The organism is Pedobacter panaciterrae, from assembly GCF_013204795.1.
In the GTDB taxonomy this organism is placed as follows: domain Bacteria; phylum Bacteroidota; class Bacteroidia; order Sphingobacteriales; family Sphingobacteriaceae; genus Pedobacter; species Pedobacter panaciterrae.
This window is the reverse complement of the sequence record NZ_JABMKW010000020.1, coordinates 233931-248057: the sequence shown is the minus strand read 5'-3', so window position 1 is coordinate 248057 and position 14127 is coordinate 233931. Positions and strand designations below refer to the sequence as shown.

The window sequence follows — 14127 nt, the reverse complement described above, 5'->3', positions numbered from 1 at the left end:
GAATGTAACATTCTGCGGTAAGCATTGACTATGCCTGAGGTGGATGGAATATAGCAGCTGAATGCCTTGGAAGTGCAAAAGGCAGTTCAAAAGGGTTAATTACTTTAATCAGTTGGGGTAAAAAATTGAAATTTGTTTTATGTATGATAAGTGCTTCCTGAAAATGACCTTTTTGTGCAGCCCGACTTTGGTTCTTTTCTTTCTCTTCGGCCTGCTTAAGCTTTTTCATCAGGTAACACTTCCCATTGCAATGCATCATTGGTTTGTCTCTGTTCTCACAAAGTTCCGAAGCAATGTAATTCTTGTTCAGCTCAAATCCGGCATAGATGAAGAATCTGCTGAAATTAGCAGTCAACATCATGAAGATTAAAGAAAAAGCGATTAGGCCTCTGAACATAATTGCTGCAAAGGTAATGCTTATACGATATTAAACAACATATTTATTTCTTTGTACCAAAAGATAATGCTATAAATTTTATTTCTAAAGTCGTTTGATCTGAATGGATCTAAAATGTAACATTTCTTTTCTCAGTTCTTCTAATAGGTTAGTCTGGCGCTACAAAATGTAAAAAATCATCAATCACAATTTAAGTATCCTGAATGCTACAATTTACCAACTTCCGAAAATCATATGGTTATCATCCGATTTTACAAATAGAAAGCCTAAGGATTGAGCCTGGCATCTATTGGATAAAAGGTGTTAATGGTTCCGGAAAAAGCACTTTATTAAAGTCGATTGGCGGATTTCTCTTCTTTGAGGGTGAAATATTATTGAACAATGTGAGCGTTAAAAAGGATAGCGTTCCTTATCGAAAAATGGTAAATTTTGCTGATGCAGAACCTATTTATCCTGAATTTTTAACCGGATGGGAAATGATTGCCTTATTTGCAAAAGCAAAACAGGCAACCCCTGGTCAGGAATTGTATTTCATAAAAAGCATGAAAATGGAAAGCTATCTGAGCAATGCAGTGGGCTCTTATTCTAGTGGAATGCTTAAAAAGCTCTCCTTAGTGCTTGCTTTTTTAGGTAGGCCTAAAGTAATTCTGCTTGATGAGCCCTTGATTACTATTGATACGGAATCATTGGACATATTATGCCGGTGGATACTGAAAAAGCATGAAGAAGAAAACACTACTTTTCTTTTGTCGTCTCATCAGCCATTAAGTGAAGTGTTATTAACGAAAGCCCGGGTACTGCTGGTAGATAAACAAACACTTACAATGGAGAAATGAGACAATCGCCGTTAACTAATGTATTGATGAAAATTTTCTCGTCTGGTTTTTACCGGATGCATTCTGGAATGTTGATTTTCCTTTTTGGTACAATACTCTGTTATTGTTTTTTTATAAATACACTGGGGAGTGTTCCTATATGGGCATTTACGGTTTGGAATCTGATGATTACGCTATCATTGGTAAGCAGTCCGGTAATAATGGGTTTTTTCTGTTTGGCTGCTTTTATTTACACAATTAAAAGCTGGCAATATGTTACCACACAATTGATGGCAAAAAATAACGAATTCCTATATCACAGCATTTCCTCATTTGGCAAATGGCAACAATTTAAGAGTTGGTTTTATGTGCAGTTTAACATATTTTTTCCCCTGATAATCTACGTCTTATTTGCCATCATAATTGGCTTTAATTTTGGACATTACCTTATTCCTGTTGCTATTTTACTTTATATTTTGGCGCTAATAATTGTTAGTGCATGGATATATGTGATACGCTCAAATAGATTGATAGATATCGATAGGCAAACTGTCCTGATCAGGTTACTGAGGAACTGGAATAAGCCCTTTTTTCTTTTGTATACATTCTTTGTTTTTGACAAACTTAAAATCACCTATCTAATTACAAAATCGATCTCCTGGGCACTTATTGTTGGAGTATTTGCTGTTTTCTCAGATATTAAGGATAGATCTCCCGTTCCCAACTTAGTTGTATTAATGATCGTAACTGCGCATACTTTACTTATCTACAGTGAATTTCGTTTTAACGAGAAGTATCTTTATTTCTCGCGGAATTTCCCTTACAGCATATCAAAGCAGTTTTTAGGATCTTTTTTAAACCATGCAATATTAATGCTCCCCGAGCTACTTTGGTTTATAGGTAATTTCGGAATACATTCAATTAATCTTCTTCTACAGGCTTTTAGCATCCTTATCTTATTTAGAAGCTTACTTTGTTGGATTGGTTTAAACATAAAAAATTATCTGATTTGGATTTTCGTACTGTTTAACATCGTGTTTCTTATAATCCTATACAGAATAACCTGGTTGCTACCTCCAGTCTTTGTTTCCATGGCATACTTTGTTTTTCAGAAAAACTATCTTAATAAAAATCTAATTGATTAAATATTTATCTTGAGGCAAGATTTAACTCTTTAATTTAACATCTGTTAACAAATACAAGCAATGAATAAAATAGCTATCATCCTAATATTATTGACATCTGTTTTATGTGGATTCGTATTGGTCAAATCGCCAGCAAACATTCTGAAAAAGGGATTAATTGTTGATCTGGATGCTGACAAGGGAGTGGTTGCAAATAAAGACAACAGAGTTGAGAAATGGATTAACCAGGCTTCAGCGCCCGCGGTTAAGGAATTTGTGAAAAGAGATGAAGGTCGAAAAGTTACGGGTTCCGGGATGCCATCTTTAAGAAATAAGCTTTCTGAGCTAAACGGCCACAATGCAATTATTTTTAATAAACAGGAACTTGTTGCGCATAACGAGGATGCGTTTGACCATTTACTTACAGGGAGTGGATACACTTGGTTTTGCATTTTAAAGGCTGGAAAACAATCTGGAGAGCTAAAAGATGTAAATTCCTTTTTTGGCAATTTAAAGAATGGTGGAAATTATGAAGGTATCTGGGCAGGACTTAATGACAACAATAGCATTTGGATGGGCAGCAGAAATGGAATAACCTTTGGCCGCTGGGATAACAACAACCCTAAAGTTACAGCCAACGCTGTGCTTGAATTTGACAAGTATTATCTTTTAATGGGCCGAATGGGTAAAGGAACTGATACTGTTACGCTTTCATTGTACTTAAACAATGGTGCTTTGCCTGTTGTTAGCCACCCCTTCCCCGTTAACAAACTAGCAAACCCTTCAAAGCTTTCTATTGGCCAGGAACGCGATGCTATTGAGCATCCCGGCACAGAATCCTTTATTGGCGAAATCTCAAGATTCCTGCTTTATGATCGTCCCTTAAGTAATCAGGAGTTAAACAGAATGGCAAAAGGACTCAAAAAAATGTACGGTATTATTGATTCGCCAAATTAAACATTACGCAAACGTTTTCGCTGAAAAGCGAAGCATTTTCGTTGGCCGAAGTTTGAACTACATGAATTTAAACACTAAATTCGGAAACTAGTGAAATCATTATGACTACAAGAAGAAGCTTTTTGCACAAAGGAATATTAGGGGTAGCTGCAACTACCCTGGCCAGTATACCATCTGTTTATGCCGAGCCATTTAAACTGAAATCTGATAAAGGAAAGCCTGATCCATTTAAACTGGGTATTGCCGGTTATAGCTTTATTAATTTCAATCTGGATGAATCACTTAAAATGATGAAAAAGGTTGATGTGCATTACCTGTGTATTAAAGACTTTCATCTGCCTTATAAAAGTACTGCAGAAGAAATTGCTGCATTTCACGCTAAGCTTAAAGAGAACGGCGTAACAGGCTATGCAGTAGGGCCTATATACACTAAAACGAAGCAGGAAATTGACGATGCATTTGATTACGCCAAAAGAGTCGGCGTTGATTTGGTCGTAGGCATCCCCTTACATGCCGACCTGGGATACGTTGCCCAAAAAACAAAAGAATATAACATTCGATACGCCATCCATAACCATGGCCCAGAAGATAAATTATACCCAAGCGCTGAAAGTATATACAACCTCATCAAAAACCTTGATGAGCGCGTAGGAATATGCTTTGATATGGGGCACAACAAAAGAGACGGGCGCGATTCGGTGGCTGATTTCCAGAAGTTTTCTAAACGCATTTTTGATATGCATTTAAAAAACGTAACTGCCGCCACAAAAGATGGCAGCACCTGTGAGCTTGGTCGTGGTGTAATTGACATTCCGGCATATGTGAAAATGCTGAGAAAGATAAACTACACTGGTTCTTGCAGTTTAGAGTACGAAAAAGATATGAAAGACCCATTAGCCGGAATAGCGGAATCGGTTGGGTATTTCAGGGGTGTCTGTGATGGCACTCGCTAATATTACTTTTTAGGTAAAGCGTGGTTATCAATTGCCCATTTATGCCATCTTTCACTTAAATCCTTTACTTTTTCGGGGAACTTAGCAGCCAGATCGTTTAGCTCTGTTTCATCATCCTGTATCTTATAAAGGTGCCATGTAGTGTCATTGGATAAGGAAACCAGTTTCCACTGCTTGGAACGTGCGTATCGTGCTTTAAAATGCTCATTGAATAGAAATTCATGTCCACCATTTTCTTGGCCTTTAAATGAAGAAGTTAAGCTTAAACCCTGAATCGGTTTAATTGATTTTCCTTTATACACAGACGGATATTTTGCCTTGGCAATCTCGATGAAGGTTGCCATAAAATCCATTACATGCCCTACGTGATTACTCATAGCACCTCTCTTTGCGGTTATTCCTTTAGGCCAAAAAGCAATCATTGGGGTACGGACACCACCTTCATATGATTGCTCTTTGGCATACTGATAAGGTGTATTGGCTACATTGGCCCATCTTTGCCCTATTGACGCAAAGGTTGTCTGTGGCCCGGGAAATACCTTTTTATTTACAGGGTAGATGATCTCCTTTCCGTCTCTTGTTTGACCCGGTCTATCGAACCCTTTACCGTATTTTGAACAATCTTCAGGGCTTGCCCCGTTATCACTTAAAAAGATTATAAGGGTATTATCCAATTCTCCCGACTTTTTTAATGCGTCTATTATGCTTCCGATGCCCTGATCCATTTCGTCTACCATTGCAGCATGTACCGCCATTGCTCTTGCTCCCCACTCCTTATCTGGATTATTTCCCCACGTAAGTTCATCGTTGATACGGGGAGACAGCTTTGTCGTTTCAGGGTCAATAATCCCCATTTTAACCATTCTGTTATACCTGGCTTCTCTTATTGCGTCCCACCCACCTTTATAAGTATCTTTATATTTTTCAATATCCTCAGGCTTTGCCTGTAAAGGCCAGTGAGGTGCGTTTTGTGCCACATATAGGAAAAATGGTTGGTCTCCCTTACTGAAATCTTTAATGTAGGTAGCGGCGCTATCATTAATAGCATCAGTGTGATAATAATTTTTAGGTACACTTTTAATTGGCGTTGTTCCACTAACCAAACTGAATGGATCAAAATAATCTACGACCCCCCAAAGTGTGCCGAAATACTTTTCGAATCCCCTGTTTGTGGGGTACTGTTCAAGAGGTGAAAATAGCGGATGTTCAGTTTTATGATTAAGCCAGTCGAGCTGTGCTTCTGGTGTGTCTTGCTCAACGGTATTGGATACATGCCATTTTCCGGACATTGCAGTCCTGTAACCCGCATCTTTTAATACTTCGGCAAGAGTAACCACATCGGTACCCAGTGCACCGCGATAGCCATCCACATGCCTATCTGTAGTCATTTCACCTATGCCTGCATTATGATTATACACTCCAGTAAGTAATGCGGCTCTTGAAGGGCAGCAGCGGGATGTGTTATAGAATCGCTTATATCTGATTCCCTGGGACGCCAGATAATCGAGATTTGGGGTTTTTATTTCGCCTCCATATGCACCTATATCCGAATAACCGAGGTCATCGGCCATGATTAATACGATGTTTGGTCTGTTATCTTTTTTAGGCTTAACACCTATTTTTTTAGTAGCCGAGTAGGTAAATGCCGTGATGACTGCCGATGTTAAAAGGCCAAAAATGACGAATGATTTATTTAAAAACATGGTTGATAAATTAGGTCGGTTGCAGTACTAATATATCAACGAATAAGTAAAATGTCATCTCTTTTATTTAAAATCATGTAAAGAATCTGATAGACAAAGTATTAAATACGGGTCACTTTTTATATTATAATTTTATTGATATAAAACTTGTAAATATATTGATTTACATCTATTTGTCATCGAATAAAAAAGCTAAACTTTAGCGTTGTTTATTTAACCAAATATAATTTTGACCGAGGTTTATAAGGATAAATGAAATTACTAATAATAATAGTAAAAAAATCATAGGTATTAATTGGTTATCTTCGTTGTAGAAAATCATACAATAAGCTAATCTGAAAAAACCAACGACGACTACTTAGTTCCGGGTGGTGTTTGTAAAAATGAACATAGTTAATTTTAAAAAAGTATTCCATTTATTTACCCCTGCCTATAGTGGCAAAGGAACCCTCCTCTTATTGACACTCATTATTGGACTTTCCTGCAGTCAGGCAAATAAATCTGAAAATGTTAAGACCGCTGATGAATCTTGTTCAGACAATTTACCTAACAGGTATGGCGTATCGGTACAAGGCAAACAAGACTCATTGTTATCATCAAATTCAAGCAGATCAGTTAAGGGCATGAAGTGGATTCCAGGGGGTACATTTTTAATGGGTGCCGTCGACAAGGAAGGGCGTGCCGATGAATATCCTTCACACCAGGTTAAACTTGATGGCTACTGGATGGACGAGAGAGAAGTTACCAACGCGCAGTTTGCTGCTTTTATTAAAGCGACGGGTTACAAAACCGTTGCTGAGCGAAAGCCAGATTGGGAAGAAATCAAAAAGCAATTACCTGAAGGTACTCCAAAACCATCAGACGATTTATTAGTAGCGGCCTCTCTTACGTTTAATCCGCCCTCTAGACCCGTTTCTTTACACGATGCATCACAATGGTGGGCATGGACACCCGGAGCCGACTGGAGGCATCCTGAGGGGCCTAAAAGTAATTTGAAAGGAAAAGACAATTATCCGGTTACCCAGGTTTGCTGGGAAGACGCAAATGCTTATGCTAAATGGGCTGGTAAACGACTACCGACTGAGGCTGAATGGGAATATGCCGCACGTGGTGGCCAGAAGAACGCAATATATCCTTGGGGAAATGAACAAATTGAGAGTCGAAAACCAAAAGCGAATACCTGGCAAGGAAGTTTTCCGGACACAAATACGGATTGGGATGGCTTTCATGGTTTAGCCCCTACCGGATCCTTCCCTGCTAATGGATACGGCTTATTCGATATGGCCGGAAATGTTTGGGAATGGGTGTCGGACTGGTATACCAATGATTATTATGATACTCAGAAAGGTAAAACAGTTACCAATCCTAAAGGTCCGGATAAAAGTTTTGACCCGGATGAGCCTACCGTTCCAAAAAAAGTAACTCGCGGAGGCTCATTTATGTGTAACAGTTCTTATTGTAAGGGATACAGAGTAGCAGCCAGAATGAAATCATCGCCTGATACAGGCTTGCAAAATACTGGTTTCAGATGTGTAAGGTCTGAACCTGCGTCAAAAAAATAAAAGATCAGCGGAGTTCAAAGAGAACTCCGCTGATCTTATAACGTACTATCTCTTATACATTCCTATCTCAGTTATAGCTATAAATAGCCCGTTTTTATAACCTGATTTAAATATCATCTTAAAGTGTCTAATGTTACGGGGTTCAAAAAACTCGAGGTATTGCTTTGTCCCTGAGTTTTCCATAGTAAACGCAGCTAAGGAATTCAATGTTACATTATCTGTACTGGCGGGCATTTGCTGTGTTATTTCATCACTACTCAGCCAAAATTTACAGCACTGCTTATTATTCCTATATAAGGGACTCAGTTGTTTGTGAGCAAATTGTTCATGATATATTTATCACCATTTTGTCTGGTTGACACACTTCAGATACCATCCTTTAACGCCTGCCTAACCTCTGCGCACCGATACAGGGTATACAAGTATATGGCCTCCGGTAAAGTATACCCGATTGATTATAAAGAAAGTATGGAGGAGGGGGTTTACAGCGACTGCACTTCCCAAAACGAGGGATATAACAACCTAATCAACAAGCAGATGGAATTGGCGGCGGATTCTTATCTGGCTCATCTGCCCCAAAGGTTCAGACAGATCTTTTTGATGAACCGCGGACAGTTACTGGCCAATGAGGAGATCGCAAACGAATTATGGATTTCTAAACGTACCGTAGAAAATCAGATTCCTACGCACTTAGACATTTACGTTTTTCATTAAAAGACGTAAATGTCATCCTGACTATCCTTGAAGGATTAACACGTTGCACCACTAAATCTAAACATCTGTTTTAGCTCAAAAGTGATACATATCATAAATAGGTAGGATTTCTGTCACTTTTTCGTCTTGCTTAAATACTCAACTTTGAAGCATACTTTAAATATAGATGTTAAAAGAAAACGTAATTTCATCAGAGAAGCATTGTTTTCATTGCGGAGACGACATTATAGCCCAGCAATACATACAGAATAATAAGCGGTTTTGTTGTTCCGGATGTAAAACCATCTATGAGATCTTAACAGCGCATAACCTGTCAAACTATTATGTTTACAATAAGATTCCCGGAAAAACACAAAGTAAGGCTACCTCAAATTTTGACTACCTGGAGGTTCCACAGGTTGTCAGTAAACTTGTTGATTTTGAAGATGAAATCAAAACAATTGTAACGTTATATATACCTGCCATCCATTGCAGTTCGTGTATTTGGTTATTAGAACACCTTCATCTTTTGCAATCAGGAATATTGCAGTCAAGAGTTGATTTCCTTAAAAAACAGGTTTCTATAACATTTAAAAATGATGAAACTAATTTAAAACAGCTGGCACAATTGCTCTCTTCAATAGGTTATGAGCCTTTAATAAGCTTGCAGGATATTGTAAAAAAAGGACAATCAAGTAAAACAGAAAGAAGCCTCATTACCAAAATTGCTGTGGCAGGATTCTGTTTTGGTAATGTAATGCTTTTAAGTTTTCCTGATTATTTTGGTCTTGGCGATTTTGAACGCGAATTTAAGAATTTCTTTGGATGGCTTAATCTTGCATTTTCATTACCTGTTGTTTTGTACAGCGGAAGGGAGTATTTTATTTCTGCGTGGACAAATCTAAAGGCAAAGAGACTCAATCTTGATTTTCCATTAGCACTTGGTATCCTGGTTATGTTTCTGCGTTCTGCTTATGAAATCATCTCGCAAACCGGAGCTGGGTTTGTAGATACACTTTGCGGATTGGTTTTCTTTCTCTTAGTAGGAAAGTGGATGCAGGAAAGAACCTTTCATCATATTTCATTTGAGAGAGATTATCGGTCCTACTTTCCTGTTGCAGTAACCACCATAAACGAAGGAGTGGAAAGGCCAATACCCCTCAGTGATTTAAAAACGGGTGACAGAATTCTAATCAGAAGTCAGGAAATTTTGCCGGCAGACGCTATTCTACTCAACGGCGAGGCTGAAATAGACTTTAGTTTTGTAACAGGGGAATCCATCCCGGTAAAAAAAACACTGGGAGAAATTATTTATGCGGGTGGCCGACAACTATCAGGTTCTATTGAAATGGAGGTATTAAAGCCGGTGTCGCAAAGCTACCTTACGCAACTTTGGAATAATAGTGCTTTTATTGAATCGAAGAAGCGTATCAAAACATTTAGTGATACTGCCAGCAGGTATTTTAGTATCGTTCTATTAGTTATTGCATTAGGTGCAGGCATTTTCTGGATTTCCACAGATCCCTCTAAAGCATTGGCATCCTTTACCGCAGTTTTAATTATTGCTTGTCCATGTGCTCTGGCCCTGAGTTCACCGTTTACACTGGCAGCTGTATTATCAGTTTTTGATAAAAACAGATTTTATCTGAAGAATACCGCTGTGGTTGAAGAGCTGGCACGTATTAACACGTATGTATTTGACAAAACCGGCACTATAACTAATCCAAATGCGGCCGGACTTCAGTTTAACGGAACTATCATTGATGCTCAAATGCAATTAATCAGTGATCTGGCAAGAAATTCCGGACATCTGCTGAGTCGGGAGTTGACAAAATTTATTAATAAACCTGCAATCTATTCCGTGCAGGAATATACCGAGAAGATTGGAAGAGGTATCAGTGGTAAGGTTAATGGAAATGATGTAAAATTGGGAAGTTCTACCTTCCTTAACCTTCCACTGAAAAGCTCTTCTGAGGGCAGTGCCGTCCATGTAATGATTAACAATGTATATGTGGGTTTTTTCACTATCAGGCAGCAATGGAGAAATGGCTTTAAAGAATTGATGTTTAAGCTAAATACTCAGGCCGATTTACATCTGCTATCGGGAGATCATAACCACGAAAAAAAACAGCTCATCCCCTTCTTCCAGGACAGCAGCAAACTACATTTTGAACAATCTCCTCAAGACAAACTTGACTATATCCAACAACTTCAAAAAGAAGGAAAGAAAGTTTTAATGTTCGGCGACGGACTAAATGATTCAGGTGCCCTTAAACAAAGTGACTTGGGCGTTGCCATTACGGATAACATAAACAATTTTTCTCCTGGATGCGACGCCATACTGGATGGATTATCATTTCATAAAATTCCTCAATTTATCCAACAGGCAAAAGACGCGGTAAAAGTAATCAGAATGTCCTTTGTCATTTCTCTGATGTACAATACAGCCGGATTATATTTTGCCGTACAAGGCCTTTTATCACCATTGATGGCGGCGATACTAATGCCACTAAGTACCATTACAATAATCCTGTTCACCTCGCTTGCAGTAAGACTATTTGCACATAAAAACAAATTACTATGAACATGATTTATTTACTCATTGGCTGTAGTATTTTACTAGCCCTGATGTTTCTTTTGGCTTTTTTCTGGATGATTAAATCTGGTCAGAATGATGATACGTTTACCCCGGCTGTAAGAATTCTTTTTGATGACGAGGTAGCCGAAAGGGAAATACAAATAAGTGACGAAGATCATGCCTAGCTAAAACTTACATCACATATAGCCGTACCTGGCAGCAGTAATTTTACAACCGTTAACTATAATTTCAATATGACTGAAAAATTCTATTACGATAACAAGATCGTTAGGAACTTTGCCGTAGCCACCATTGTTTGGGGAATCATTGGCATGACAGTCGGGCTTCTGGCTGCTATGCAGCTTTTTAAGCCCGAGCTAAACATGGGTTCGCAGTATACAACTTTTGGGCGCATCAGGCCTTTGCATACCAATGCTGTAATTTTTGCATTTGTGGGCAATGCCATCTTTATGGGGGTTTACTACTCCCTACAGCGGTTGCTGAAAGCAAGGATGTTTAGCGACATGTTAAGTAAAATTCATTTTTGGGGCTGGCAGCTTATTATTGTTTCAGCGGTAATTACGCTTCCGCTGGGCTTTACCTCATCTCATGAATATGCTGAACTGGAATGGCCAATTGACATTGCCATAACCGTGATTTGGGTGGTCTTCGGGATAAATATGTTTGGTACAATTATCAAAAGAAGAGAACAGCACATGTATGTTGCGATATGGTTTTACATCGCAACCTTTGTTACGGTAGCTGTCTTACATATTGTCAATTCATTTCAATTACCCATATCATTGTTTAAAAGTTATTATTTGTATGCCGGTGTTCAGGATGCTTTAGTTCAATGGTGGTACGGTCACAATGCCGTAGCCTTCTTTCTAACTACCCCCTATTTGGGAATGATGTACTACTTTCTTCCAAAAATGGCTAACCGACCGGTATATTCTTATAAGTTAAGTATCCTGCACTTTTGGTCGCTGATATTCATCTACATCTGGGCAGGTCCTCACCATCTTCTATATACGTCTCTCCCATCATGGGCACAATCATTAGGTGTAGTGTTTTCTATTATGCTCATCGCGCCCAGTTGGGGAGGCATGATCAATGGCTTGTTAACCCTTCGTGGAGCTTGGGACAAAGTGAGAGAAGATGCCACATTGAAATTTATGGTTGTCGGCTTAACAGCATATGGTATGGCCACTTTTGAAGGCCCAATGCTTGCACTAAAACAAATTAATGCTATTGCCCACTACACGGACTGGATTGTTGCCCACGTACACGTAGGTGCATTGGGCTGGAATGGTTTTTTAACTTTCGGTATCCTGTATTGGTTAATACCCAGAATTTACAGAACACCCCTGTACTCAAAAAAGCTTGCTGCATTTCACTTTTGGATAGGAACACTGGGAATTATTTTCTATGCAGTGCCGCTTTACTTTGCAGGTTTTACCCAAGGCTTAATGTGGAAACAGTTTACTGAAGACGGGATGCTTAAATATCCCAGTTTTCTTGAAACCTTATTGCAGATCATTCCAATGTATGTGTTAAGAGCCATAGGTGGCGCCATGTATTTGATTGGTGTCATAGTAATGACCTATAACATCATTAAAACCGCCAGAGCAGGAAAACTACTTGCCAACGAACCTGCAGAAGCACAGCCGCTCTCAAAAACTTATGAGGCGGTAGGTTCAGACAAAAAAATTCATAGAATTCTCGAGCGAAAACCAATGGTATTTATGGTATTGTCTTTAATAGTGATCTTAATTGGGGGGATGATTGAGATGATGCCGACATTTACCATAAAATCAAACATCCCTACTATTAGTAGTGTAAAACCGTATTCACCGCTTGAATTGCAGGGAAGGGACCTTTATATACGAGAAGGATGTGTGAGCTGCCACTCCCAAATGATAAGGCCTTTCAGATCCGAAACAGAAAGGTATGGTGAGTATAGTAAAGCCGGTGAGTTCGTATATGACCACCCATTTCTTTGGGGTTCAAAACGTATCGGCCCTGATTTGGCAAGGGAAGGTGATAAATATTCCAATGCATGGCACTTTAATCACCTATTGGATCCTCAAACCATGTCACCAGGAAGTATTATGCCTCCGTATGAGTGGTTGATTAACCAAAAACTGGATACCACTACAACCATTGCCAAGATTAATGCTATGCGGACTCTTGGTGTTCCATATGAACCTGGTTTTGAACATAAGGCGAATAGTCATCTTAACAACCAGGCAAAAGAGATTGCTGCGGACCTTCGCAAAAGCAACGTACGTGTTCAAAGCGACAAAGAAATTATTGCAATTATAGCCTATCTGCAAAGATTAGGTACAGACATTAAAGCTAAGTAGAACTAAAATTCTTAAAGATGTTTAAACAATTTTTAAATCAGGTAGATGGTAGCCAGGTGTATTTAATAACATCACTTGGCATATTCCTATTATTCTTCATTATGGTAGCTGCATTGCTTTTGATAATGAAAAAGGATAAGATTAAGTATATGAGTGAATTACCCTTAAAAGATGATGTACAATGACAGATATGTTTATCTGGGCCTTACTGATTACCGCAGTATTGCTCCTTGCAGTATCAGTGCTGCTTCTAAAGGTAATTAAAGTATATGTGCATGAAAGCCTGAACCCTACTCAGTTCGCAACACCTGAAGAGAAAAGGTTAAGACGTATTGCTGCTGAAAAGACCGAAATCGCGCGACCTAAGAAACCATCAATCTGGGTAAAATTAATAGGCTTAAGGCCAATCGCTGAGGAGAAAGATATCGTAATGGAACATCAATTTGATGGAATTGCAGAGCTGGACAACCCTACTCCTGCATGGTTTATGGTTCTATTCTATGGAACAATCATTTTCGCCATTATTTATTTACTAAGCTACCACGTATTTGGTTTGGGAAACTTACAGGAAGAGGAATATGCAATAGAGTTAAGACAGGCTGAAGACGCTAAAATTGCTTTTCTTCAAAAACCAGGAAGCGCCGGGAATAAAATAAATGAGAACAATGTAGAGCAATCCAAAGATGCCGGGGTGCTTACCGCAGGAGCCGGACTTTTTAAAACTGCCTGTGCCCCATGCCATGGTGAGCATGCAGAAGGCTTGGTTGGACCAAACTTAACCGATGAGTTCTGGATTCATGGCGGTGGTGTTAAGAATATCTTTAAAACCATTAAATATGGAGTACCTGATAAAGGTATGATTGCATGGGAAAAAACACTTAAGCCTAAACAAATTGCCGACCTGGCCAGCTACATTATGTCTCTCAAAGGGAGCAACCCTGCCGGAGCCAAGGCACCACAGGGTGTAAAACAACAATAA

General features: G+C 38.9%; 12 protein-coding genes. 10 read left to right on the top strand and 2 right to left on the bottom strand.

Features of this window, described 5'->3' with window-relative positions; translation table 11 throughout:
- Positions 1-28 precede the first annotated feature (28 nt).
- On the bottom strand, positions 29-397 hold the full coding sequence (locus tag HQN86_RS19860; RefSeq protein WP_172662637.1) for a hypothetical protein: 369 nt from the start codon (positions 395-397) through the stop codon (positions 29-31).
- Positions 398-600: 203 nt separating this feature from the next.
- Between HQN86_RS19860 and HQN86_RS19855 the strand changes: the two genes are divergently transcribed.
- The 3 genes from HQN86_RS19855 (at position 601) to HQN86_RS19845 (ending at position 4246) form a co-directional block, all read left to right on the top strand.
- Positions 601-1233 (top strand): ABC transporter ATP-binding protein, encoded by a 633-nt coding sequence (locus HQN86_RS19855; RefSeq protein ID WP_172662636.1) that lies wholly within the window; start codon positions 601-603, stop codon positions 1231-1233.
- A 1184-nt stretch (positions 1234-2417) separates the two neighbouring features.
- Positions 2418-3293 carry a LamG domain-containing protein gene (locus tag HQN86_RS19850; RefSeq protein ID WP_172662635.1) on the top strand — a complete coding sequence of 292 codons (876 nt, stop codon included), beginning with the start codon at positions 2418-2420 and terminating at the stop codon, positions 3291-3293.
- 101 nt (positions 3294-3394) lie between these two features.
- Entirely contained in the window at positions 3395-4246 is an 852-nt protein-coding gene (locus HQN86_RS19845) for a sugar phosphate isomerase/epimerase family protein (RefSeq protein WP_172662634.1), read from the top strand.
- Positions 4247-4248: 2 nt separating this feature from the next.
- On the opposite strand, the gene HQN86_RS19840 is transcribed toward HQN86_RS19845, so the two are convergent.
- Positions 4249-5949, bottom strand: a complete 1701-nt coding sequence (locus tag HQN86_RS19840) for an arylsulfatase (protein ID WP_172662633.1) — start codon at positions 5947-5949, stop codon at positions 4249-4251.
- 383 nt (positions 5950-6332) lie between these two features.
- Between HQN86_RS19840 and HQN86_RS19835 the strand changes: the two genes are divergently transcribed.
- The 7 genes from HQN86_RS19835 to HQN86_RS19805 all read left to right on the top strand — a co-directional run bounded on the left by HQN86_RS19835 (position 6333) and on the right by HQN86_RS19805 (position 14127).
- Positions 6333-7511 carry a formylglycine-generating enzyme family protein gene (locus tag HQN86_RS19835; RefSeq protein ID WP_172662632.1) on the top strand — a complete coding sequence of 393 codons (1179 nt, stop codon included), beginning with the start codon at positions 6333-6335 and terminating at the stop codon, positions 7509-7511.
- A gap of 327 nt (positions 7512-7838) precedes the next feature.
- Positions 7839-8225 carry a sigma factor-like helix-turn-helix DNA-binding protein gene (locus HQN86_RS19830; RefSeq protein WP_172662631.1) on the top strand — a complete coding sequence of 129 codons (387 nt, stop codon included), beginning with the start codon at positions 7839-7841 and terminating at the stop codon, positions 8223-8225.
- Positions 8226-8391: 166 nt separating this feature from the next.
- On the top strand, positions 8392-10788 hold the full coding sequence (locus HQN86_RS19825) for a heavy metal translocating P-type ATPase (RefSeq protein WP_172662630.1): 2397 nt from the start codon (positions 8392-8394) through the stop codon (positions 10786-10788).
- Complete coding sequence (gene ccoS, locus HQN86_RS19820) at positions 10785-10967, top strand: cbb3-type cytochrome oxidase assembly protein CcoS (RefSeq protein ID WP_172662629.1); 183 nt, start codon at positions 10785-10787, stop codon at positions 10965-10967. The genes HQN86_RS19825 and ccoS overlap by 4 nt, the downstream gene beginning before the upstream one ends.
- 69 nt (positions 10968-11036) lie before the next feature.
- Entirely contained in the window at positions 11037-13148 is a 2112-nt protein-coding gene (gene ccoN, locus HQN86_RS19815; RefSeq protein WP_172662628.1) for a cytochrome-c oxidase, cbb3-type subunit I, read from the top strand.
- 17 nt (positions 13149-13165) lie between these two features.
- Positions 13166-13333 carry a hypothetical protein gene (locus HQN86_RS19810; RefSeq protein ID WP_172662627.1) on the top strand — a complete coding sequence of 56 codons (168 nt, stop codon included), beginning with the start codon at positions 13166-13168 and terminating at the stop codon, positions 13331-13333.
- On the top strand, positions 13330-14127 hold the full coding sequence (locus tag HQN86_RS19805) for a cbb3-type cytochrome c oxidase N-terminal domain-containing protein (protein WP_172662626.1): 798 nt from the start codon (positions 13330-13332) through the stop codon (positions 14125-14127). Before HQN86_RS19810 ends, HQN86_RS19805 begins: the two co-directional genes overlap by 4 nt.

What these genes read in the sequence shown, in the direction of transcription:
- HQN86_RS19860 (WP_172662637.1), bottom strand. Translation starts at nt 397, where the DNA reads ATGTTCAGAGGCCTAATCGCTTTTTCTTTAATCTTCATGATGTTGACT.
- HQN86_RS19855 (WP_172662636.1), top strand. Translation starts at nt 601, where the DNA reads ATGCTACAATTTACCAACTTCCGAAAATCATATGGTTATCATCCGATT.
- HQN86_RS19850 (WP_172662635.1), top strand. Translation starts at nt 2,418, where the DNA reads ATGAATAAAATAGCTATCATCCTAATATTATTGACATCTGTTTTATGT.
- HQN86_RS19845 (WP_172662634.1), top strand. Translation starts at nt 3,395, where the DNA reads ATGACTACAAGAAGAAGCTTTTTGCACAAAGGAATATTAGGGGTAGCT.
- HQN86_RS19840 (WP_172662633.1), bottom strand. Translation starts at nt 5,949, where the DNA reads ATGTTTTTAAATAAATCATTCGTCATTTTTGGCCTTTTAACATCGGCA.
- HQN86_RS19835 (WP_172662632.1), top strand. Translation starts at nt 6,333, where the DNA reads ATGAACATAGTTAATTTTAAAAAAGTATTCCATTTATTTACCCCTGCC.
- HQN86_RS19830 (WP_172662631.1), top strand. Translation starts at nt 7,839, where the DNA reads ATGATATATTTATCACCATTTTGTCTGGTTGACACACTTCAGATACCA.
- HQN86_RS19825 (WP_172662630.1), top strand. Translation starts at nt 8,392, where the DNA reads ATGTTAAAAGAAAACGTAATTTCATCAGAGAAGCATTGTTTTCATTGC.
- ccoS (WP_172662629.1), top strand. Translation starts at nt 10,785, where the DNA reads ATGAACATGATTTATTTACTCATTGGCTGTAGTATTTTACTAGCCCTG.
- ccoN (WP_172662628.1), top strand. Translation starts at nt 11,037, where the DNA reads ATGACTGAAAAATTCTATTACGATAACAAGATCGTTAGGAACTTTGCC.
- HQN86_RS19810 (WP_172662627.1), top strand. Translation starts at nt 13,166, where the DNA reads ATGTTTAAACAATTTTTAAATCAGGTAGATGGTAGCCAGGTGTATTTA.
- HQN86_RS19805 (WP_172662626.1), top strand. Translation starts at nt 13,330, where the DNA reads ATGACAGATATGTTTATCTGGGCCTTACTGATTACCGCAGTATTGCTC.